The 23,910-nt window shown below is 43.6% G+C and carries 18 protein-coding genes and 2 pseudogenes; 7 read left to right on the top strand and 13 right to left on the bottom strand.

Features of this window, described 5'->3' with window-relative positions:
* Positions 1 to 56: 56 nt before the first annotated feature.
* From B5F38_RS13255 to B5F38_RS13235, 5 genes are all read right to left on the bottom strand, one after another.
* Positions 57 to 1,259: a site-specific integrase gene (locus B5F38_RS13255; protein ID WP_087409610.1), complete on the bottom strand. Its 1,203-nt coding sequence runs from the start codon at positions 1,257 to 1,259 to the stop codon at positions 57 to 59.
* A gap of 4 nt (positions 1,260 to 1,263) precedes the next feature.
* A complete protein-coding gene (locus tag B5F38_RS13250) occupies positions 1,264 to 2,031 on the bottom strand; it encodes a hypothetical protein (protein WP_087409609.1) in 768 nt (255 codons plus the stop codon).
* A 49-nt stretch (positions 2,032 to 2,080) separates the two neighbouring features.
* Positions 2,081 to 3,010, bottom strand: a complete 930-nt coding sequence (locus B5F38_RS13245) for a relaxase/mobilization nuclease domain-containing protein (protein WP_087409608.1) — start codon at positions 3,008 to 3,010, stop codon at positions 2,081 to 2,083.
* Positions 3,007 to 3,381 carry a plasmid mobilization relaxosome protein MobC gene (mobC, locus tag B5F38_RS13240; RefSeq protein ID WP_164470585.1) on the bottom strand — a complete coding sequence of 125 codons (375 nt, stop codon included), beginning with the start codon at positions 3,379 to 3,381 and terminating at the stop codon, positions 3,007 to 3,009. Before mobC ends, B5F38_RS13245 begins: the two co-directional genes overlap by 4 nt.
* Positions 3,382 to 3,609: 228 nt before the next feature.
* Entirely contained in the window at positions 3,610 to 4,074 is a 465-nt protein-coding gene (locus B5F38_RS13235) for a DUF3408 domain-containing protein (protein WP_087409606.1), read from the bottom strand.
* 462 nt (positions 4,075 to 4,536) lie between these two features.
* On the opposite strand from B5F38_RS13235, the gene B5F38_RS13230 reads away from it, so the two are divergent.
* The 3 genes from B5F38_RS13230 to B5F38_RS14345 all read left to right on the top strand — a co-directional run bounded on the left by B5F38_RS13230 (position 4,537) and on the right by B5F38_RS14345 (position 5,835).
* Positions 4,537 to 4,848 carry a helix-turn-helix domain-containing protein gene (locus B5F38_RS13230; protein ID WP_087409605.1) on the top strand — a complete coding sequence of 104 codons (312 nt, stop codon included), beginning with the start codon at positions 4,537 to 4,539 and terminating at the stop codon, positions 4,846 to 4,848.
* A 40-nt stretch (positions 4,849 to 4,888) separates the two neighbouring features.
* Positions 4,889 to 5,197, top strand: a complete 309-nt coding sequence (locus B5F38_RS13225; RefSeq protein WP_087409604.1) for a helix-turn-helix domain-containing protein — start codon at positions 4,889 to 4,891, stop codon at positions 5,195 to 5,197.
* A 479-nt stretch (positions 5,198 to 5,676) separates the two neighbouring features.
* Positions 5,677 to 5,835, top strand: coding sequence for a hypothetical protein (locus B5F38_RS14345; RefSeq protein WP_158096883.1), 159 nt, complete (start codon positions 5,677 to 5,679; stop codon positions 5,833 to 5,835).
* 39 nt (positions 5,836 to 5,874) lie between these two features.
* On the opposite strand, the gene B5F38_RS13215 is transcribed toward B5F38_RS14345, so the two are convergent.
* The gene (locus tag B5F38_RS13215; RefSeq protein WP_087409603.1) at positions 5,875 to 7,077 is read right to left on the bottom strand and encodes a site-specific integrase; all 1,203 of its coding nucleotides are present in this window, start codon (positions 7,075 to 7,077) and stop codon (positions 5,875 to 5,877) included.
* Between the two features lie 19 nt (positions 7,078 to 7,096).
* On the bottom strand, positions 7,097 to 8,326 hold the full coding sequence (locus tag B5F38_RS13210) for a site-specific integrase (RefSeq protein WP_087409602.1): 1,230 nt from the start codon (positions 8,324 to 8,326) through the stop codon (positions 7,097 to 7,099).
* Positions 8,327 to 8,611: 285 nt separating this feature from the next.
* Between B5F38_RS13210 and B5F38_RS13205 the strand changes: the two are divergent.
* The 4 genes and pseudogenes from B5F38_RS13205 to B5F38_RS13190 all read left to right on the top strand — a co-directional run.
* A pseudogene (locus tag B5F38_RS13205) lies at positions 8,612 to 8,779 on the top strand (tyrosine-type recombinase/integrase); the annotation flags it as partial.
* 453 nt (positions 8,780 to 9,232) lie between these two features.
* The gene (locus B5F38_RS13200) at positions 9,233 to 10,405 is read left to right on the top strand and encodes a hypothetical protein (protein ID WP_087409601.1); all 1,173 of its coding nucleotides are present in this window, start codon (positions 9,233 to 9,235) and stop codon (positions 10,403 to 10,405) included.
* Entirely contained in the window at positions 10,398 to 12,779 is a 2,382-nt protein-coding gene (locus tag B5F38_RS13195; protein WP_087409600.1) for a ThiF family adenylyltransferase, read from the top strand. The genes B5F38_RS13200 and B5F38_RS13195 overlap by 8 nt, the downstream gene beginning before the upstream one ends.
* A complete protein-coding gene (locus B5F38_RS13190; RefSeq protein ID WP_087409599.1) occupies positions 12,769 to 15,453 on the top strand; it encodes a DEAD/DEAH box helicase in 2,685 nt (894 codons plus the stop codon). Before B5F38_RS13195 ends, B5F38_RS13190 begins: the two co-directional genes overlap by 11 nt.
* A gap of 292 nt (positions 15,454 to 15,745) precedes the next feature.
* Here B5F38_RS13190 and B5F38_RS13185 read toward each other — a convergent pair whose 3' ends face one another.
* The 6 genes and pseudogenes from B5F38_RS13185 to B5F38_RS13160 form a co-directional block, all read right to left on the bottom strand.
* On the bottom strand, positions 15,746 to 16,561 hold the full coding sequence (locus tag B5F38_RS13185) for a hypothetical protein (RefSeq protein WP_143240984.1): 816 nt from the start codon (positions 16,559 to 16,561) through the stop codon (positions 15,746 to 15,748).
* Between the two features lie 170 nt (positions 16,562 to 16,731).
* Positions 16,732 to 17,055 carry a helix-turn-helix domain-containing protein gene (locus B5F38_RS13180; protein ID WP_087409597.1) on the bottom strand — a complete coding sequence of 108 codons (324 nt, stop codon included), beginning with the start codon at positions 17,053 to 17,055 and terminating at the stop codon, positions 16,732 to 16,734.
* 389 nt (positions 17,056 to 17,444) lie between these two features.
* Positions 17,445 to 18,752, bottom strand: coding sequence for a sigma-54 dependent transcriptional regulator (locus tag B5F38_RS13175; RefSeq protein ID WP_087409596.1), 1,308 nt, complete (start codon positions 18,750 to 18,752; stop codon positions 17,445 to 17,447).
* Positions 18,727 to 21,099 carry an ATP-binding protein gene (locus tag B5F38_RS13170; RefSeq protein ID WP_087409612.1) on the bottom strand — a complete coding sequence of 791 codons (2,373 nt, stop codon included), beginning with the start codon at positions 21,097 to 21,099 and terminating at the stop codon, positions 18,727 to 18,729. The genes B5F38_RS13175 and B5F38_RS13170 overlap by 26 nt, the downstream gene beginning before the upstream one ends.
* Before the next feature lie 583 nt (positions 21,100 to 21,682).
* Entirely contained in the window at positions 21,683 to 21,919 is a 237-nt protein-coding gene (locus tag B5F38_RS13165) for a hypothetical protein (RefSeq protein WP_087409595.1), read from the bottom strand.
* Between the two features lie 193 nt (positions 21,920 to 22,112).
* Positions 22,113 to 23,894: pseudogene (locus tag B5F38_RS13160) on the bottom strand (DNA topoisomerase); the annotation flags it as partial.
* Between the last annotated feature and the right edge of the window lie 16 nt (positions 23,895 to 23,910).

Here is a 23,910-nt window from a genome sequence, read left to right as displayed (position 1 = left end):
ATCCGTCTCTTACAAGGAGTTGGGCTGCTTTGCTAAACTGAACTCATGTACAGAACTTATCTTAAATCTTTTATAATTAGTGAATTTGCCTGATCTATTGCTGATGAATCCAGTGAAGACAGATATATTTGGGTTGTCGTTTCTGAATCATGTCCCATACCTTCGCTTATAACCGAAAGAGGAATATTCTTACTCTTGGCGATACTCGCCCATGAATGACGAGCCACATAAGTTGACAGCGGAATAGGTAAACAGATTGTTTTAGCTATCTCTTTCAGTTTGTTATTGACCATACGAAGCGCATTTCCATACTGTTTCCTTTCATCTTCATTCATTACTTTGATTATAGGTAATAAATAGGGTGTTCCTGTTGTTTCATATTTGTCCAAAATTTCTTGCATGCATTTTTCCCATTTGATAAGCATCTGTTGTCCGGTCTTATGGCGACGATACGTCAACAAGCCGTTTGTTAGGTCTTTTTTCTTCAGATAGGCCATGTCAACAAATGCCATTCCACGGGTATAGAATGAAAAAAGGAACATATCACGGGCAAAATCCAAGGTAGGTTTCATCGATAAGTCAAGATTTTTAATTTGTCTCATATATTTTATAGATATGGCCCTTTTCACTGTTTTATCAACGCCTGTATATACGTATTTGAATGGAAATCTTTGCGACGTCAAATCTTTTTCAACAGCCTGATTATATACGGCTCTTAAAATTCTCATATAAAATGAACTGCTATTTCTTGATATCCCTCTATTTTGCAAATAGGCCTCATACGTTTGTATCATTTCAGAAGTAATTTCGTCCAATAAAAGATCCTTATCTTTACGGAATTGCATAAAACTTTTAAGCGTAGTTTGGTATGTTTCTGATGTTCGTTGTTTCCCCATTTGTTTTAATCTAGCTATTATATTTTGCATGAAGTTGAAAAGCGACTGTCCCTCTGCATTGCTTTGAAAAGAAGCGACAATATCATCTGCCGTATATCCGGCTTTCCGGTTATCCAGTTGTCGGATAATCATGTCCAGCCGCTTCAGGTCCCACTCCATGCGCTCTTTTAGAGATAGAATCAGATTGCTTCGTTCTGAACTACTGATAATGATACAGCTTTCAGTCTCATTCCATTCATCTGTAAATATCCGGTAATCCGTCTTTAACTGACGGATTACACGGTTCTGGATAATCTGATAATAGATGGTACCTTCCTTTCCCTCTATGGTGGAAGGTCTGAATTTCACTTTGACACTGGCCATGGGCTTACTTTTTAGGTTTGTCCGTAATAGACTTGTCCTTGATGGACTTCGCCTTATTGTCCAGTTCTCTCGCGGCCTGTTCTTTCAGCCGTGCTTGCTCGGTCAGGGTGGCCTGTCTCCGTACCGCTTCCTCGTAGGCTTCCACGTTCTCTCGCATCTGTTCTATCTGTTCATTATCCCGGTTCGATCCAAAGAGATTCTCTAGTTCCACAAGCTGCTCGGGGGTAGCCTCTCCTTTCATCTTGACATAACGGTACTTCAGATCATTATCGACTTGTGCGTTATCTGTCCTCGCCGAAAAATAGAGAGCCACGGACAGGGCCACGATTGCCGCGAACATTACGGAAAAACTCCCAAGGATGTACGGGGATTCCAAGCTCAGGCTGAAATGATGGTTGATGTTGCTTGTCTTGACGGCATTCTTCCTGATTGTGTCATTGGTCTCACAAAACAGGGTTTCCACTTTATCCTGGTTCTGCCGCTGTTCATTACGCATTTCTGACAAGACCTGTCCAAGTCTTTCCTGTGACGAGTTTTTCCTGTCCATGGAAACCATATCGTTCTTGATGGCGGCAAGACCTTCGTACACGCGAGCCAACAATTTGCGAAATGTCTCATGACCTTTCCGGACTTCATTCAGCACGGACTCATCTTGTTTATTATTAACTGTCGGGCTGTTACCTTCCGGCAAGGGGACGGACAACCCGTTGATTTTGTTCTCTATTCTTTCCAGGCATCCGAAGATGCTCTCGATACATTCTTCCATTTTCATATTCCTGTAATTTTAATGTTCATGAATAATTTGAATGGGAAAGGACGGACTATAGCCCGAATCCTTTCCTCTTTTGTCTTTTCTTCCTGCGTCTGCGCAAGAGTTCTTCCTGAGGCAACGGTTCTTCGGGAGCGGTGCCGTTTGTCGGACTGAACAGTCCCGGTCCCGTACTTTCGAGAAGATGGTCTACGTCCGGTATCCTTTGCTGCACCTTACGTTCGGATTCCTGTTGAGATTCCGAAGTCTTCCAGCCCAGCCGGGTATTCAGCCTGGCAAAGTTGAACTCCCGGCTGATCTGTGAAGCCTTGAAGGTCTGCCCGTCCTTGGTGAACCGGATTCCCTGTATGTCCTCCGGCCTTTTTATCTCCCGGGTACGCTTTACAAATTCCAGCCTGATGCCCCGGCGAAGCAGATAATCGTTGAACTCTTTCCATGTTCCGGAGTGCTTCAAAGCCGCCTTGACGGCATTGAAGATTTCGTATTTCACACGTTCCGAAGCATGGAGTTTCTCCACGTTAGTCTTGCCCTTGTCCTCGGCGTATGTCAGCCCGTACTTGTTCTTAAGTAGTTTTGTGGCGATTTCGTTACGTTTGTAATCGCCTTGGGAAGAGATTACCTTGCCGTCATACCCGATGCGGTTATAGAGCAGATGGCAGTGCGGATTGTCCGTGTTATGGTGTCTTACCAGGATGAACTGGGTGTTCCTTATGCCCATCAGCTCCATGTATTCCCGGGTTATTTTAGCCATAAATTCATCCGTCAGCAGTGCCTTGTCCTCCGGCTTGAAGCTCAATGCGATGTGCCCGACAGGCTGTTTTATCTTCGGATTAAGCTCACGCTGGTAGTTGAAACTGGCCGTTATTTCCCGGATATTCTCCAGCAGTACACCGTCGGAGTCGATGATTTCCGCGTTGTCCTTGCCCATCACGTAACGAATACAGCCGCCGAAGGATTTCCCTTTCTTGATCTTTCCAATCATGACGGCCTCCTTTCTCCGTGCCTGTACCGGACAATAATCTCCTTGAGTTTCTGCAGGAGTTCTGTCACCGTCCTTTGGGTACGGTGGAAGCCGGCCTGATGGGACAGCCGGGTCAGTTGGTTCAGGTTGTTCGCCATACCCGTAAGGCTGCGTATGACGGCAGTCTCCTCGGCAGAGTGCCTGGCCGTTATCGTTGTCTCAAAGGCTGATGTACGGAGAAATTCCGCCAGCGTGAGGTTAGCCTGTCTGCTGCGTCGGCACAACCGTTCATAGTCTATCTTGGAGAATTTCACTGTAACGGCTTTGCTGAGTTTGCACACTCCGCTTACTCTGGGGCGTCCCCTCGGCCTGTTTTTCTTTCTGTCATTCATATTTTCTTCCTTTGGTTTCTGATTATTCTTTTTCTCACAATCTGCGACCACCGGGAGCGGATTGCCTCCACTCTTGGGGAGTGGAGCGAGGTTTTCGGGATGCCCGAAAGATAACCTCGCTAACTTCCAAAACTGAAGTTTTGTCCGTTACCCCCTCAGGTCGGCTACTGACTGTCTGAATACTGTAATGACTGGAGTCAGTAAGCAAGTCTGTCATTCAGGAAAATATCACAGTTTTCGCCACTGATCGAAGTCTTCCAAGTAGATTTCAAGATGCTGCCGGGCGATGTTTTCAAGCAGTCCGGAAACGCTCTTTTTACGTCCTCCCAGCCTGCGGACAAACTCGTCCAGCCTGTCACGTACCTCACCGCTTACGAACACGGGCTTGCGGTCTTCGATTCTCGGGACCTGAAGAAAAGCTTTCCTGTATTCGTCCAGAGAAAGCTTCCTCTGCCTGCTGCTTATACGACGCTGAGACGCTGGAAAGGCTTCCTCTCTTCCTGTTGGCGGTTGCCGGGTCTCGGATGGAACTTCTATTTGTTCTACAGACTTTGCCTGTTCTCTATTTCCGGTATCATTCAAGGATGATTCCAGGGCAGTTTCAATGCCGCCATCTGACGGGAGTATGAATGACATGTCCGTACCTGTCATAGCCTCCCATTCTTCTTTGGTCAATTTCTTTTTTGTTACCATACATTTTTGATTTTAATCGGTTTACTCACTGGTCTCGGTGCGCACCTTGACTCGTTGTCGTGAGCAAAGGAAATGTGTATAGTGAACAGAATCAAGCAAATGGAGACACCGTGGCAATTATGTTACCCTATGCACAATACTGATTGGGCGGTTGGTGCTGCCTGCCGTAATTTGCCGGGGTGATTTCTATATACCGGATTGTTCAAGCAAATTCTGTTTATGAAGAAGGCTCATTGTATGCAGTTGATATGTAACATGATGTCATTCCGGGTAACACATCGCCACCGGTCTGAAAATCCATTGCAATGTGATTTCTACTGCTTTTATTTGCAGTGGAAACAGGATAAAACGGTCACATTTCCATCCGAAAATGGACGATGAGACATGATGGTATATCGTCTGTAAAAGACCTGTTCTGTTCCGGATTTTTGAATATATGTTTAACTGAAAATAAAGAAGACAATGGAAATCATCAGCTTTGAAAAGAGAACTTTCGAGGAGATTGCCGCCAAACTGGATCACTTCGTGCATCGGGTGGAAAGTCTGTGCAGTGAACACGGAGGGAAGGAAACAGGTGAATGGATGGACAACCACGAGGTCTGCCGCAGGTTGCGTATCAGTCCGAGAACCTTGCAGACCCTGAGGGATAACGGGACGCTTGCCTTTACGAAAATCGGGAACCGGACTTACTACCGTCCTGACGATGTAGAGCGGGTGGTCGGCAACGTGGAGGACAAACGCAAGGAAGCGCGCTGGAAAGGCAAGACCATTTGAACGAGTACAAAAATAATGTATAACCCTATATCAAACGCGTATGAGTAATGAAATCAGAGAAAAGGACCACGAGTGGGTAAAGACATTCCACTCGAATTTCGACAGGCTGCTGGCCCTGCTCGAAAAGTTGTTGGAGAAACGACAACCGTCTGTCTATGGCGATGAACTGCTGACAGACAAGGAAGTGGCATACCTGCTGAAAGTAAGCCGGAGAACCTTGCAGGACTACCGCAACAACGGCATTCTGCCTTATACACAGGTAGGCGGCAAGATTCTCTACCGGGCTTCCGACATAGAAAAGACACTGATGAAAGGCTACAAGGAGGCGTACAGATACAAAAGGAGTTAATATCCCAAACGTTCCCACAAAGAACACGCAAGGATTTTGATTTTTCTGGAGGGAGCGCAGTTGACCGCCTGCCCATTTTATTTGTGTTTCTAAAAATTAACCTTTCCAAAATGATAAAAAACAGCATATAGTATTAGGCCCTATTTGAACCAATCTATATGCTGTTTTATTTTTTTTCTTCTGACTTTTCCGTCAGTCGCTTGTTTCCGCTGCCGTCGGCGTTCATTGTACAGACGTGAAAGGGAAAAGGTTTTCGGGCTGAATACGCTCTGAAAGAGGAAGATTCTGCCCGAAACGGCACAGCCGCTCGACCTTTTCGCTTTCAATAGAGTCTGTACTAACTTCTATGGACGGCGAGGAAATGGGCGACTGACGAAATCATAGTTTTGCGTTTCTAGTTGTTTTTATATAAAAATATATAATAAATAAAATAATATAAGACTCATAGGAAAAATTTCTTTATTTTTGAAAAAAAAATTATGAGCTACGATTATTCTGATTATCTAAAAGACATTGAGACCATTAATAATAATGGAGATTGGGGAGTATGGTACGCATCTGAAGATGCTAGACAAAACGATATAGATGAAGCAAAAGAGCGAGTTGAAGCTTACGAACAAGAAGATCATGATGAATGATTCTGAGTTTCACCTTTTATTAATATAATGTACTAAATATTATTTAGTATAGTCATCTATATATTTTTTCTCCATTAGTTTATCCATATCTTCTGAAATCTTATCATCAGTAACTTTTGCGTATCCTTGTGTGGTTCTGATATTTGTATGTCCCATCATTTTGGATATGCTTTCCATAGGAACCCCTGCAGAGACCATCAGGGTACCAAAAGTGTGGCGACTTTGATGATATGACAGGTTATGTTTGAACTGATGGGAAAATCCCAACTCATGTATTTCAAACCAAATCATATCACGTATTGGTAACGGGAAAATGGGTTTACTGTCATCTGTCGTATTATACAAGGATATTATCTGCTCTGCTATCGGATGCAACGGAATAAACGACTCAACGCTTGTTTTCTTACGATAAGTTCTGATATATTTCCGCCCTTCTGCAGTTGTACCAATATGATGCGGATAAAGATTGCGTACATCAACATAAGCTAAACCGCAAAAACATGAAAATATAAAGGTTCTTCTTGCCAGTTCTTGTAATGGATCAGGCTTAGGGCTGCTCATTATCTCCTGAAGTTGTTTCTTGCTTATATACATGAGCTTTGTGGGTGCCTTCTTTTCATATTTTATATCATCCAAAGGATTATACCTCAAGATTCCGTTATCTACGGCTAGATAGACCAAACGTTTCAGCCAACAAAGACAATGGTTCCGGTATGATGGCTTATGAGGGTAATTTGTTTTCAGATATAAAATATAATTGACCCCAAACTCTTCGGTTATATCTGTAAAAAGCATGTCCTCCTTGCCCAGAGAACGGATGTATTCACCCAGATAGTAGTGATACATTTTTGATTGCCTGTAACTAGAAGTTGAATCTATTTGAATGGAACGGATTTTTAGATTTTCCCGTTCCACCTCTCCTGCTTGTAATATATACTTCGGGATACCGACAGCCCCAGTCATGGCTGTTTTCAAAAGTTCAGCACTGATAACACCGTTCACTTTCAACAGTTCAGCATAAGTTTCATCTACGCGTTTCTTATATTCACAAAGCATTCCATTCAGTCTGTTGTTTTTGACTTCTCCTTTCTTGCTGTTCCACTCTTCCGGCTGGCAATATAACCCGGTCGATAATGCAACAGCCTTCCCGTCTATTGTAATACGACACATGATTGATGTGGTCCCGTCAGATTTGACTTTACCGCGGTTTATATAATACAGTTGCTTATATGTACTTCTCATGATTCTTTCTTTTTTGATTTTATAATACCAGTTTCATATCACTCGTTGCTTCGATGAATTTGTCCATATCCTCAAAAAGTTTTTTAGGAGTTACCCTTGCATAAAGCTGAGTTGTTGTCAGATTGGTATGCCCCAGCATTTTGCTGATTGTTTCAATTGGGACACCAGCCTCAAGGGTTATCAGACTTCCGAAGGTATGTCTTCCCATGTGATAGACCAGGTCACAACTTATGCCTGCCAGATCCCGTAAACCTTTCATGTGCCGTCGCATATTGGGATGGTGTATCATCGGGAAAAGCTCATCCCTTTCATCCGAACGATATTTTTCTATTAGAGCGATAGCCTCCGGCAGCAACTTGACGCGTGCCTGATAATCATTTTTCTTTCTCAAATACTTTAACCACAAATTGCCCTTATCATCCTTGTATATATTCTCTCGGGTAATTGAAACCGCATCTGCATATGGGACTCCTGTATAACAGGCGAAAAGGAATAAATCTTTGGCTATGTTATGAGTGACTCTTTCCGGTGGTATTACAACATCACGGATCTTCTCAAAATCCTCACGACTCAAAGCCCGTGGTGGTTTACGGTGCTCTTGGGGCAGTTTGAAATTCACAAAATAACGCTTTTCCGCATATCCTTCCTTGAATGCCATCCGGCAGATTTTCTTCAGGATGGCCAGATAATGTCTTGCCGTATCTACCGCAAGTCCTTTGTCCTTCAGAATATAATCCTGAAACTCCCAAGGAATGTGTTCATTCAACTGACCAAAAGCGACATCACTTGTCTTGAATCGTTTTTGAATATATTCACCAAGATACCTACGGGTGTAAATGTATGTTGACATGGAGCTTTTTGCCACATCTATACCGATTCTTGAGCGCATATCCTCGATATGCATATCAAGCCGTTTCAACAGAGTCATCTGGGTTTCCACACTTCCCTGGAAAAGCTCTTTTACGGCAGTCGCGTCAAAATCAATCTTACGTTCTACAAGTGAATCAAATGCAGAATTGACAGAAAGCAGGAGCCGGTCAATTTTTGCATTAATATCAACGGCTTCTTTACTCTTTCCATTCAGTCGGCTTTCTCTTGGATTCCATAACTCCGGAGTACATGACAGCTTACAACTGAATTGTGCCATCGTGTTGTTCACCGTTATTCGCCCCATTATCGGAGCCTTTCCGAATTTATCAAGACCGCTCTTTTTCAGGTAGAGCAACACCTTAAATTTTTCTACTTTCATACGCTTATTTTTTAATGGCAAAATTACCTATTTTATAAGCGTCCTTTGATATGCAAAATGCTGACATATAGTGAATAACAGCCTCTGTGACAGCTTCTTCATTGTTCAGTCTGTTACCTATTCGGCTCAGGTAACTGGGCAGCTAACATTCTGGTAACTGAACACCTGCAATATCCTGTCCATTTTTGCTTTCCATTATCTCAGCAAAAAACAGAACTTTTGCTCATATTCAACCAATTACGTTTTTCTTTCTCATCCCTTCATCTACTTGCTTCCTGTATTCTGTTCCACTGCTTTCGTCATTCATACGCCGTCATCCAAATCTCTTTAGGCACGGACATTTACACAGTATCGAAGATGCTGACGCATAAGAATGTCACCACTACTCAAATCTATGCTGATTTGGTCAATTCCAAGAAGCGAGAGACGGCGAATAAGATTTCGCTGAAATAATAAGGTTAACCTGATATTTATCAGGTCTAACTAAAAAGATTCTTGATAGCCTTTTATTGAATCTATTAGACTAGTAAAGCAAGAAAAAGTATCAAAGTAAGAGAGATAAAGATAATAGGAATCTGTAAAACAGCTGTTTACAAATACAAATAGTCGGAAAAAGCTAGATAATGCAAATATTCCGCCACCAAATCATTACCTAGCTTAGAACTGGTCGCACCTATAATGCCTGTTTACAGGCATTATAGGTGCGACCAGTTCCCTGAAGAATATGACATTAACACTCATAAGGTATAACAATATTTGTTACCATATTCACCTCACTTAGATGTCAGAATCGAATTTGAGTTCAACTGAATAATTGCAATTTCTAATAATAAATTTTTCTACATCAAGAAGATTTTATATATTTACATATATTTACAAAATTTAATCTCGCAAATCAAAAAAACGATGAAACTAATAGAACTAATTCGTAATTTTTTTCACCGTCTTTTCTATGGGAAATCTAAAGAAAAGACACCTCAAGTTGATGACGGAACTCATGCTAGCGGGACAACCAATGACGATCCTCCAAGTGTTCCCACAATAGAGCTTGAATCTACAACAGGAACACAGGCCCCCCAATCAGGGAACACATCGCAACCAGCAAATGACAACTATGGGGAAATTTTGCAACATCCCAAAATGAGCAAAAATTATACTGTACAAATAGTCCCTTTCTTAACATCAATATTGAAATTGAATTACGAAGCTACCTATAAAGTTCTATATTCTATTTCCAATTCGGTCGATGCTAGATTCCCTATCATCCGTGTTCCACAGAGAGGATGCGAAATAAAGTTGCCTGTTCTTGGTCGTAGTGGCAAAAGGGGCGTTTGCGAGGAAAGGTTATGCAAAATAATCAAGGACTTAAAGTTACATGGTTTTTACGATAGCCTCTCATTGTTCATAGGAAATTATTCTAAACCTTTCGAACCTGATATCGCCTATATAGATACACAAAAAGGAATATTCGTCGACATAGAAATAGATGAGCCCTATTCCGGATGGGAACGAAAACCTATACACTATAAAACAGAAAACGGAACGATAGATGATTTGCGCAATCACTACTTTACTGAAAGAGGTTGGACTGTGATACGTTTTTCTGAGAAGCAAGTGCATAAACACCCGAAATCTTGTTTGAAGCGAGTTTACCAACTACTGAATAAAATGGATGTAACAATAACGATGCCACAGTCTCTTGCTACAGAAGCAGACATTTCTCTAGAAGATATGTGGACAAAAAAGCAAGCCGAAAGCATGGAGCAAAATGATGAGCGTGAAAAAATGCTTGGCATAGACAAATTCATTCAGCCAGTTGAAGGGCCTCATATTATTTTAAAAGATTATCTCAAAGGGAGAGAATTGGAAAAGAAAATCTCAAATAGAGAAGAAGCGCAGCGGAAAGTGAGTGAGCAGATACAATCAAGATTTCTAGAAAGTCCACCACAACCGCCAATAGTCTCAAATGCTAATTCAGACGACCAAAGGCGTAAGGGAGCCGAGCAATATGAGCATCAACAGTATATAAGCACTCAATCAAAACCAAAAACAACACCATCAAGCAGAGGATATGCCTAAATCAATATATAATTTCAAATACGAGGACAAGGATTTCTACAACAATTATTGTTTAAACCTTGACGATTTCACATTGTTGGAATACTTCGAGAAACAAGACCAGGAAAATGAATTTGTAGGGAAGATTGCTCCTAACGATACCCTTTACAACATAGAAATAGAAGTTCGCATCCCTTACACTTTTCCGCACAATAAATTGTTGTTCGTAACATGGAGCCTTTCAGGTTATCCACATCTAATACCCTTTGATAGTAGTAATCCTCGAAAAGGGAATTGGTTCTGCTTGAATTCAGCTTTTGCAGAAACACCTAAAGCACAACTCGATGAAGAGTTTTCTCGACTAAGAGGATGGTTTCATAATAATCTAAAGGATGGCTTGCCTCGTCATATAGACGATCGTAGCACTCAAACTGCATTACAAATTTTCAATGCCTACGAGGGATACAATCCTGATGAGATCAACGAGTTAGCAAAAAAATGCCAAATAACGTTTATAGGTGATTTTTCAACCAATAGCGAAAATTTCAAGGAGATCTCAGGCTATTTGAATGTTGTAAAATATCCAAATGACAAGTTCACTGTTTTTAAAGACAAAGAAGGAACAAATGAAAAGTTACCATACGTGCTTGTAACACATATACCTGAACGAAGCAATAGCTTTGCATCATGGGCTGAGGAGTTTAAGTGGGATGAAAAACTTTGCAATACTTTGCTTCCAGATTTTCGTTTCAAAGGAGTAAGTGATGCGTCGTTAGATCGTTTGCGAAAAGAAGGTGAGAGCTGGTACACACATCTTTTTCTTACTGATGAGGAGGCTGAATCCGACCAACTAGATCTAACACATAAGCTATCCACAATGTCTATGCCTAAGACACATAAAGAAGCTATACAAAAAAAGATAAATGAATTAGTTGTAACCAATAAAAATATACAAGACTCCTTGAATAGGCCAATAGAGGAGTTTATAGATGAAAATGGACTTGACCCTGAGGAACTAAATAACTACTACGTTTCTAAGTGGCATTATTTTGCTATTGGGATAGTCTGTGATGGTGGTGTAAAATGGTTTCTTGCAACTGCAAATCTTTATAATCGGGAATACTCTAATTTTCAATATGATTTTGAACGGTATCGATGCAATCTAAAAGAGGTGAGCGATATCACGCTATGGCTTTCACATTCTAATACAATAGAAAGAAAAGAATATTTTGGTCGTGGAGAGTTAAACTCTTCGTTAGCCGACAAGAAAATCGCAATTATAGGACTTGGCGCGATTGGTTCACCTATAGCTGAAACCTTAGCCAGAGGTGGAGTACGACAACTAACACTTTGGGATGAAGACATTGTAGAAGCAGGTAACATTTGTCGATCTATATACGACAACACGGACATCGGCAATGCCAAAGCAGAGGCGCTTGCTGCTCATATTAAACGCATTTCGCCATTCTGCGATGTTAGGCCTAAAGGGTATTGGTATCAAACAGATTACACTGGTGTATGCCACTATGCCAATGGAAACTTCTATGGAAACATCAACTACAACTCTCAGAAAAAATTTCTTGATGCGTTGCATGAATATGATTTAATAATAGATTGTACGGCAAGTAACGAGCTTCTGCATTTCCTCAGCTATGCCGCAAATGATATCGCACTATTGAGTTTGTGCATTACAAACAAAGCAACGCATCTACTTTGCTTTTCTAACCATGATGGAAATCCATTCGAATTAAGAAAACATTTCCTTGCTTCCATAGAGCAGGATGAGAAAAATTACTATGTGGAGGGCACAGGCTGCTATTCTCCCACATTTTTGGCAACAAGTTGCGACGTTCAATCGCTTGTCAACCTATGTATACGTTCTATCCATAGGCAAATGCAAGAGCGTGGCTATATAACTTCAACAATATGGCATTACGACGATGACAATATCATCTCCGACTCTCTCCATTGCTACCAACTTAAAGAAAATCCAATAAAAATGGTTATACCAGAAAGTGCCATTAACAAAATGCAGAAACTTCCAATGACACACAGTGGGAATATGGGCTATCTGCTTGGTGGATATAATACAGATAGGAATGCTATTTTCGTTACATCAGCCATAGGCCAAGCTGGTTCAAACGAAACTATAGAGAAAATGAATCGGCTTTCCAATGGGATAATTGATTATGTCGGTAACGTATGCGTCGCTTCCTTTCATGACAACCAACCTTTGGAAGCTGCAAAAAAACAGATTGTTGAAATTGCGAATAATAAAGAAGTTGACACAAACAATCCAATTGTAGCCACGGTAAGAAGTGACGGACAAATAGATTTCCAATTATATATAGATAAAAAATTTTTATCATTTAACCCACTGAATAATGAAATCTAAGGAACAGAATAACATACATGACACTATAAAAGCCATCAATGAAGCCTACGATGAGCTTTCCAAATTGTCAAATGACGAATTAAGAAATAAGTTTCAAGACATTCGTACCAGTGTCGTGGACCAAAGCGTTACTCTTGACAATGTCCTGGTAGATGTATTTGCCATAGTTAAAGAAACAATGAGACGATTTGCTAAAAACAAATACATAATCGTTGAAGCCAATCCTACTGAAAAGTCATGGGATGACAGCTATGATTTCGTATTTACCACCAATAATGGCCAAACCATATATAAGAATTCTTGGAATGTACTTGGTGAAAAATTCACTTGGAACATGATACCTTACGATGAACAGTTGCAAGGAGGAATTGAAATTCACAATGGGCGAATATTACAGATGGCAACTGGAGAGGGCAAAACATTGGTAGTTATAGCACCAGCAGTCCTTAATGCAATAAATGGAAAGGGCGTGCATGTAATGACTGTTAACGAATATCTTTCAAAGAGAGATTTTGAGATTACTCGTCCTATATATGCCTTTCTCGGACTTTCAGTCGGATGCATCGAGGGCAAGGCTCATTACAGTTTACAACGTAAGGAGGCTTATACTTGCGACATTACATTCGGAACAACATCCGGCTTTGTTTTTGACTATCTTTTTGATCACACTACCTTAGATGTTTCAAAATGCGTACAAGACAAGTTCGGCTTTACCATCGTAGATGAAGCTGATTCGGTAATGATTGACGAGGAGGAAACGCCGCACATTTTATCAGGAGGCGTCTATTACTCTCAAAAGAAAAATAAAAGTCCTTATGAAAAATTCCTCCCCAATGTAAAAAAGTTAGTGGCGCAAACAGAGATGGGGCTATACACAATAGACATACTCCGAAAGAAAGCGACATTGACGGAAAAAGGAAAAGCTTGGCTTGCCAATGATTGTGGAGACTCGACAATTTTTGACGATGACTTTTACGACAATAAAATAAAATGTATAGAGGGAGATTCTACTCTTACAAAAGCTCAAAAAGAAGGTTTTGTATTGGCGGAGAAAAACTCATGGCTGTCACAACTGAAATTGCAAAACGTATTATGCCAATTACTGACAGCCCTTACGGTGTATGAAAAAGATGTGGACTACATCGTGTCAGACAAAAAGATTATCATAGTCGACCAAAATACAGGTCGCTTAAAACCTACACACGTATGGGGATATGGTTTGCATGAAGCAGTCTTAGCAAAAGAAAATCTTCCACTTAAAAATGAGATAGATAATATCCGTGGAACCATTACTGTAAAAAATTATCTTTCTTTATATGACAAACTGTCGGGTATGACTGGTACAGCCGTTGCCGCAATAGACGAATGGCACAATGTGTACGGTCTCGAAGTGGCAGTTATCCCAACTCATAAGCCAGTAATTCGTAAAGACTACCCTCTACGAGCATTCACAACAAGCGAACAAGCCCTTTTTGCCATGTCGCAAGAAGTGGTAAGACTGCATAAGGAGCAACGGCCTGTTCTCGTTGGCGTGAACTCTATCAAGCAATCTGAAAAAGTAAAATCTTATTTAGAAAGTAATGGATTGAAGCCGCATTTGTTGAATGCTAAAACACTTGGTCAAGAAGCCTCTATCATAACTCGTGCGGGAGAACTTGGTTGCATTACGGTGGCGACCAACGTAGCTGGACGAGGAACAGACATCAAACCAAGTGACGATGCTCTGACAACTGGCGGTTTGGCTGTTATTGGTTGGGGTATAGCGCATTCAAAGCGCATTGACGAGCAACTCATTGGACGTTCAGGGCGACAAGGCAATCCAGGCTCATCACAATTTTTTGTCTCTTGCGAAGATGAAATAATAGGATATTTATCTCCAAATGATAAAAAAGTATTGGAAGATTTAAAACAACAAAATGTCACAGATAGTGGGGAAATAACAGATGAACGTGCAGTCAAGCTATTCTTGTTAGCACAACACAACAAAGAGGAAGAGGATAAGAATGAACGTGCAGAGGCAATTAAACGAGATAATATTATTCACCCTTTCCGTTGGCTTTTGTATAATTTGCGAATGCAACTTCTCCGGCAAGACAGGGACGCCATCAAATCTGGCTATAAACTTTTCGACTTGTGGGAAAATATTGATTTTAAATCAGAATATGAAAGCCATAAAAAAACGATAGCAGCAAAGGCACTCCTAATAATTGAGAGGGCATTGAACAACATTTGGAGAGTTGAAGCACTTACCCCAATACCACTCATGACTGACGAAAAGATATCTTCCATAAAGTGCGATTTCAGAGAAGCTGTAGCGACACGAGGAGCATCCGTCATCCGAGAAATTGAAAAGCAAACTTTGCTCAACGTTATCGATAAGTTGTGGATTGGTTTCATCAACGAAATCAACAGTCCTCTGATACCCCAGAGTAAATATGAGACAATTTATCAAAATATGTTTGCTTCTGCAAAAAAAGAGTTGACACGCACTTTACTTACTGTAACATTGCCTGTCAACGACGCTGAGGACAATAAGAGTAATGTTTCCAAAAGTTATGGTTATTTCCCTTTCTCGAATGCTAATTGTGATACAGTCGGACTTGAGGAACTTTGTCCTTGTGGAAGCGGCAAGCCATATTGGCAATGTCACGGTAGTTTTGCAGTGAAAAATTAGCATCTTTAATCTCACGTAATATCATCCTTCAAGAATGAAAAACAGAGACTAATGAAATTCTTTTACTCTATCTAAAATAAAATTATTATCTTTGAATCAGTTAATGGGCTTATTGAACATGAGCGGAATAATAGACCTAGATAGTTCCAAAACCATTATCTATTATCTTTTTGCCTGATGATAACATTCTGATTTACGTATATATTTTCTTATAAATACCTTCAACTATACCAAGAAGACTTTGTGTTCGGTTTGTTTCGATGAAGCTTACCTAGATATTTCCTACTTTTATTTATGCATCAAGAGTCAGCGTAATTTCTCCATCTACAGCTTCCCTCTGAATAGTTTGAGCGTACTGTAACCAAGCCTCATAATGAGATTTATTTATGGCTGATAATTGCGCATCTGCCATATCAGATTCATTCATAAATGTTTTATAGACCACATACATTGCTTGAGGCTTATCTTTTTCACTATCCCCATCTTCACTTTTTATAACCTGTAAATCAGATATCGCAAAACAGAAACCATCTCTAACTCGAAAACCATATTTTGCACCAACTCCATACTGATCTAAATGCCTATTAATCTCATCATTCATTTCAATGGGCATTCCTCTTTTGTTTCTTGAGAGATATCTACAAACTACATCATTTGCATTAAGTGACAAATCTTTTAAATACCTCTCCTTATATCTATCAAAGAAATGACTTGTATATACTTGAACCTGCCTAAGAGGCATTAATGGGCCTTCTTTAGTATGACTATACCCACACACTGCACACTTAATTACATATCTATTATTCTTTTTATCAAAGACTATGGAAAAATTGTCAATCTGAGGCCGCTCGATAAAAGCTCGACTCTCAGCATAAAAAAATATGACATACTTATTTTGTGATGCAGGCACAGTGTATTCATACCATCTACATGCAGGGAATCTCTTCTCCTTCTTGAATTCTTTTATTGCCTTCGGGAGAAAGTAATTCTCTCTTATCTTTACTTTTTGAAGATCCTTGCTAAGATGATCGTACATTTCTTTATATGTCATTGTTGGTAATAACATAGTTACTTCCTTTTGATATCCCACAAAAATAAATATTTTCATGTAGATAGTTATGGATAAAATATTAAAGCTATGACATTAGTAATAAAAACATAAGTAAGAATCTCTCAGCCCTACATCTTTTCCCAGCAACAGACGAACTATATTCTATCTCATAAATCGGACGGTTATTCCGTCCAGAATCCATGTACCCACACAAACATCACCAAAAATCAAGGTTGAATATCAAGTTCCTTTTTTATTTTCGCGGGCAGAACTTTCCCTTTCCGGTTAAGGAACTCCTCCACTTCCGAAGCCTTGTAATAGGTACGCCCATCAATCATGTAATAGGTCACCAGTTTCTTCTGTCGATAACGGGCAAGGGTGCGTTTTGTAACGCCAAGCAGTTCGCACATATCTTGGTTGTCGAGCAATTTGTCCCCTTCAAGGGCTGCTGTCTGTCGATTCATACGGTTCAATCTGGCTTCGATTCTATCAAACCGTTCCATTATCTTTTGGAGCATCATCTGAAATGTCTCCCTGTCTATCTGTATCATAATGAGTTCTGTTTTTTAGTGTAATAATTCCGTTAATTACACCGTGTTGCGCAACAGGTTTCATTATGTAAAAGGACAAAACGTAGACCAACGAAGTATTTTGTTACGCAAGAGCATGACAAGATATTGAATAACAGTGAGATAAAAGATTTCCCGCAGAAAAACGAGACTGATTGAGGTATTGCAAATGCAAGTACATGCAATCTCCTATTGCAATGTTTTGCAATAAGTCAGACAGATTCCGTTCCTGAATGTTTGTGTTCTAACCCAGTTTTTGTTCGTAGAAATCTGTTTTGTATGGGCTCTGCCCCGGAACTGATTGCCGAATATAAAATTACATTCCAGCTGGCAGAATGTTATTTCACATTATAGCCGGATATATATTGTCTTCATTTGTTGTTCAATCCATATTTCTTCATTTTCCGGTACAACGTGGACGGATCAATGTGCAGCATCTCCGCTGTCCGTTTTCGGTTGCCCGTACATATTTTCAAAGCCCTGACAATGGAGAGTTTTTCCTGTGTCTCATTTTCCGGGAAAAGGAAAATTTCCTCTTCCTCATCCTCGACTTTTATATTCAAACAACCTGCTTCGATTACCGACTGTTTGGACAGCAGAACAGCCCGTTTGACCTTGTTCTGCAATTCCCGTACATTTCCCGGCCAGCCATATGAAAGCAACAGTTGCTCCGCCTCCTGGCTGAATCCGTCGGTCTGTCGGTTGAGTTCCCTGGAGAACCTTTTCCTGAAATGTTCGGCAAGCGGAAGTATGTCTTCCGGGCATTCATGCAGGGCCGGCAGAACGATTTCAAATTCCCCCAGGCGGTGGTACAGGTCTTCCCGGAATCGTCTCTCCTTGATGGCCAACTGCAGGTTCTCGTTGGTTGCCGCCACAATCCTTACGTCAGCATATTTCTCCCGGTTGCTGCCTATGGGAATATAGGTGCCTTCCTGCAAGGTACGCAGGAGCATACTCTGTACCTCAACGGAGAGGTTCCCCACCTCATCAAGAAACAGAGTACCACCACAGACCGTTTCAAAAAAGCCCTCCCGGTTTGTGGCTGCTCCCGTAAACGCTCCCTTCACATGCCCGAAAAAGAACGAGGGTGCAAGCTCTTTGGGTATGACACTACAGTTTACCGCCAAGAACGGCTTTTCCCTGCGCTCGCTGGAATAATGGATATGTTGTGCTATGGATTCCTTGCCCGCTCCGCTCGGGCCAAGAATCAGGACGGATATATCGAATGGAGCAACCGTACGGGCCAGATTCTCCACGTTTTTCATCTGATGGCTGTTCCTGGGCAGGATTTCCTTGTCCTTTCCGTATATGACAAAGCGAGGACGCAAGATGTCCTTTATCAGACTTTGCAACTCATCCATCTGAACCGGTTTAGCCAGATAGTCCTTCGCCCCCATCTTGATAGCACGGACTGCGTCCGGGACAGAGGCGTATCCGGTCATGATGATGAAGGGAACATCTATCCGTTCTCTCTGCATCCATTCGAGCAGCGATATGCCGTCCCCTTCCGGAAGACGGACATCGGAAAGGACAAGATCGAAAGACTCTTTTTTCAAAAGTTGCCTCGCACCGGGTTCGTCTATTGTCGTCACGGCTTCATAGCCGTATTTCTCGAACCATTTCTTTTGCTGTCCGGCCAGCAGGATATTGTCTTCAACTATGAGTATTCTGTGTTTCATTCGTATTATTCTTTAAGGCAAGTCTTCTGATATTCGAAAGCATATTCTTCGCATCGCCTATCAACTGATCTATTCTTCCCATAACCTCCTCGGTATGTGTACGGATAGTCTGCTCATCGGACGTTTCGTCATGCAGAATTCTGCTGTATGTCTCCAGTTCACCGGCCACTCCCAGCTGTTTCCAGGTGGGATACATGCGATGAAGGGTGTTTTTCATTCGCGGTATGTTCGTTTTCATACTTTCGAGGGCTTCCTTCAGTTCCGTCCTGTTGGCAAGCGATTCCTCAATGAAGGCGTTAAGCATCCATTCCATATCCCCCGTCTCTGCGGCCAGGGCATTGAAATCAGCCTTCTGCTCCTGCTGCTGTCCCGACTTTTCCATGACAGAGGAAAGGAAAGCCAGTAGCTCGTTCATGGAGAACGGCTTCCGTATGCAACCGGAAAAGCCGGCTTCGATGTAACGGTTCTCGTCCTCATCGTTTCGAGCAGTCATGGCGGCAACCGGAATGGTGCGTGAATTTCCAATATTGGAGTGACGCAGAAGATATAGCAGGTCAAAACCGCTGGTTCCGTGCATCTGGATGTCGGTCAGCAGCAGATCATACGGCTCTTTTCGCAGTTCGCCTGCCACGTCCTTCGCCTCGACGCAAGTCCGGCAGGCAACTCCGTTCCGCTCCAGCATCTCCATGACGATGCGCAGCTGCATCGGGTCGTCGTCCACCAAGATGATGCGCTTGGGAAGGCTGTACTTTTTCACGGCCGGTATGACCCTATTCTTTACCGGTTCAGTGGAAATGGCAAGGGGGATTTCCGCATGGAACAGGCTACCCTTCCCGACACGACTCGACACGGAGATGTTACCACCGAGCAGGTTCAAAAGCCCCTTGGTTATCGGGAGACCAAGCCCGAAGCCATCCGACGATATCTCTGGTGCCGCCCGCTCAAACGGCCGGAATATGCGTTCTACCGTCTCCTTGTCCATGCCGATACCCGAGTCCTCCACCTCCATGGTCATTACCCCGTCCTTGTGGCTTACCCGGAAACGAACGGTCCCGTTACGGGTGAACTTGAGCGCGTTGGTCAGCAAGTTGTCCGCCACCTGACGAATACGATCTGCATCTCCATATACCACAATATCTATCTCCTCTGCTTCCGTTTTGAAGAGCAGCCCCTTGTCATTGGCCGCACAAGTATATTCCATAGTAATATCGTCGGCAAAAGTTTTCAGACTGAAAGGTATCTTGTTCAATGATTCCTTCGCTTCGTCCAATCTGGAAAGATCGAGCAGGTTGTTGGCAAGTCTTGTAATATGGAGTGAAGATTTGATGATGTTTTCAAGGTAAATGTTGCGGCGTTTCCTTTCTCTGGTGTCAATAGCCAGTTCAGCACTGCCGCAGATGGCGTTTAGTGGTCCCCTTATGTCATGGGAAAGCGTCACGATAATACGCTTCCTCATTTCAGACAGCTCCCGGTTCTGCTTAAGCGCATTTACAAGTCTGCGGCGATCATGTCTCTTGCGTCGTATGTCCCTCTGTATGACAAGATGAGATATGATTAGCAGGACAATGGCAACGATGATGGAGGCCGCATACAGCTTGAACGAAAGAGCCTTCGCCTCCGCAATCCTTATTTCCCGGCTCTGAAAGGAGGTCTGAACTTGCTCGTCAAGGGCAGTGATGAAGGAGTTCAGTTTTTTATTCAATTTCAGGTTTTGCAGGCGCAAGCTATCCATATAGAGCCCGATATGTTTGTCATGCTCTTCCTGCATGTTTATCAACTGTTGATTGAGCTTCCACAATTCTGTCGTAGAGACCGGAACCTGCACCGTTTCCTTCTTACCGAATAAACCGGCTATACCGCTTTTCCGGCGGGTGACCGTGCGTGTACGGGTACTCTTGTCAATAACCTCGGGCAAACGATTGTAGAGCAGACTGTCCGAGACCCCCTGCTTTTGAAAAGCCTCTATAAGATGGTACAGGTGATTTTCCTTCTCCGCCAACAGCTGACGCAATGAGTCTATCTGTTCGGGGTTTACCAGATCCAGGCCGTTGTCTTTCATTCGTTCCAGCAGGCTGTCTATGTGCAGGCGCCTGTTCCGGTAGGCAGAGAAGTCCTCCCTATCCCATCCGATGGCAGATTCCCCCAGTAATGCGATTCTGACGATGTGACGGCGTATGGCGTTGACTTCATTCCGTATCTCACGTATTTCTGCGGTTCCGTCTGCTATGTCGTGCATTTTTTTGCGCTCATGAAGCAGTATGGCAATCATGCTTCCGATGACTGCCAGCAATATCAGATAACCAACTATGATTTTTGTCTGTAAAGATATCCCATTTAGCTTCCCCATACATTTTATGATAAAAAATCCCGGAAGGTAGTCGAGGGTGCAGTCTTCCGGGATGTGAATATTTTGGATGCCACCCCAACCTGCTATCCTGTCGCACGCAAAATACACTCCAGCCCTTTATGGCCTTTGTAAGCCACAACTTGTCCGCTTGACTCTCTTGTCCGACCATTGCAACCGGCAGAAGATTCTCTGATTTGAGCCTCCAATATCTTATCCATATGTTATCTTTTTACAGTCAGTTCCTATTTCTGTGTATCCATATCGCCATACTGATAAAAAAACCGGGGCCCCTTTTATGTCCCGATATCGGAACATAAATAGCCCCCTGTTGTCATTTGCCGGATTTACAGACCCTCCGACCAACGATATGATATTCTATCAAGCGATGCAGTGAAACGCAAATATATACATTTTAATTTAACACAATAAAAATAGCATATATTTATTCTAATTTTGAACAAGTTTTAACACGATATATATTGTAAAGATATAATCATACAGGTATCGAATTCATTTTAACAGGTCCAGACAGCTCCCTTATGCTGCAATGATAAAATCGGTGTATGTTCCCTGCTGTCAGATTTCAGAAGACCAGGAGACTCAGGATGCACAGGAGAATAGCCAGTGCCACGAGCAGGCAGGCTGCCCGGTAGAGGAACCTGAAGATTCCTCTGAAACATACAATGGCCACGGCGGTCCATACGGGAGATATGCCGTGTGTATAGAGCCAGCTGAATATGACAGCTGCCGTGACGGCCAGCGCGAGGGGCTTTGTCCATCTGCTGCCTGCTATCTTTTTGATATGTTCTTTTGCTTTCATAATCTTCCTGTTTTAGTGGGGATACCATTCCCGTTTTCGGGGGGCTTCTTGCAGTCCGCCTCCACAGGCAAGGGTTTCGGGGAAAATACCGGAGTGCAGCGAGGATGATTTTTCCCGAAACCGCTTGCGGCCCGACCTTGCCGGTGGGAACGGGCGGGCTGCGACCTTTGCCCCACGAATCGGGATGGCTCTGTTATCTCTTCTTTTTCCCGTTTTTGGGGAACGAAAGTGTCAGGGTGAAGCCGGCGTCAAAGGTGACCGAAGCGTCGAAAGCCACGCCCTTCTTCCCCTTGAATCCCTTGATGAGCCGTGTGGAGCCGGAAGAGAAGAGCTGTTCCAGATGCTGGTCCGTCAGCTGCTTGTTTAGGAACCTGCGGTACACGGTCAGTCCACAACCTTTATTGTCGCAGCGGGCAATCTTCTCCCTGACGATGATATGCCCGGTCTTGCATTTGGGACAGGTGAACGTGCGGGCGGTTGCTGACGGAAGGCTGAGGTTCAGGATTTCGCGGGTGGCCTTGCGTGTGTAGTCCGTGATGGAAGCCATGAAAGCCTCGGTCGTGAGCGTGTGCCGCTCGATCTGCAGCAGGGCCTTTTCCCAGCTTCCCGTCAGGGAGGCATCCGCCACAAGCATCTCCTTTACCGCCTCGTAGATATGCAGCCCCTTTTCCGTGGGGACGATGCTCTTGCCCGATCGGGCGATGTAGTCGCGCTTGAACAGGGTGGTAATGATGGCGGCTCTCGTGGCGGGCGTTCCGATTCCCAGCTCCTTCACGGCCTCCCGTGCCTGCTCGTCGGCTATCTCCCTGCCGCAGGTCTCCATGGCCGCCAGCAGCGTGGCTTCGGTATAGAGCGGCCGGGGCATGGTCTTCTTCTGGGCCAGTCCGTGGCCTGAAACCGGGACCGTATCCCCTTCGGCAAACACAGCCGTACCCTCGTCGGTTTCCGGCTCGTCATCTTCCCGGTCCTCTTTCCGGCCAAAGATGCCGCGCCATCCCGGGCTGACCACGGAAGAACCCTTCGAGCAGAAGTCCAACCCCTCCACGCGACACTCCATGAGCAGCATTTCCTTCTCGCAGCAGGGCGAGAACGCCTCCAGCATACGTCCAGCTATCAGCGTATAGACAGCGGTCTCCGCCTCTGAAAGCCCTTCGGGAGCAATGCCGGTCGTGATGAGGGCATGGTGGTCCGTCACTTTCCTGTCGTCCACGCTGCGGGTGTTGAGACGTGCAAGGTCGAGGGTTCCGGCGCAGGCGGCGAATCCCGGCATGACCAGAATTCTTTCCAGCAGTCCGGGCACGCAAACCATCACGTCGTGCGGGATATATCGGCTTCCCGTTCTCGGGTAGGAAATGAGTTTCTTCTCGTAGAGCGACTGGGCGATGTCCAGCGTCTTTGCCGCGGACAGGTCGAGATGCACGTTGCACTCCTTCTGGAGTGCCGTCAGGTCGTAGAGCAACGGCGGCTGTTGCAGGGTTCTCCTGCGTTCCACCTTCGTGACCGTCGCCCGGGAATCGGAAGAGATACGGCGGTAGGCCGTCTCAGCCTCCTGCCGGTCACTGAAGTTCACCGTGTGGAAGAAGCGGCGGTGCGAATCCCCGTTCTTCAGGGTGACGTGCAGCTGCCAGTACGGTGTGGAGACGAAGTTCCGGTTCTCCCTGTAGCGGCTGCATATCATGGCAAGCGTCGGCGTCTGTACCCGTCCGATGGAGTTGTTGGACGAGCCGGAGACGATGGCCAGGGCACGGCTGGCGTTCATGCCCACCAGCCAGTCGGCCTTCGCGCGGCTGTCGGCGGCGGCATACAGGCTGTCGTACTCCGTCCCGTCTTTCAGGTTTTCCAGCCCTTTCCGTATGGCCTCGTCGGTCAGCGAGGAGATCCACAGGCGGCGGAACGGTTTCGTACACTCCAGGAAGGCGTATATCCAGCGGAAGATAAGTTCCCCCTCACGCTTATCACAACTTTAGATAATCGCGATTATCCAAAGTAAA

Origin of the sequence: Barnesiella sp. An22, assembly GCF_002159975.1 — a bacterium.
GTDB lineage: Bacteria > Bacteroidota > Bacteroidia > Bacteroidales > Barnesiellaceae > Barnesiella > Barnesiella merdigallinarum.
Note: the sequence above shows the minus strand (reverse complement) of the source record. Positions and strands in the feature narration are given on the sequence as shown.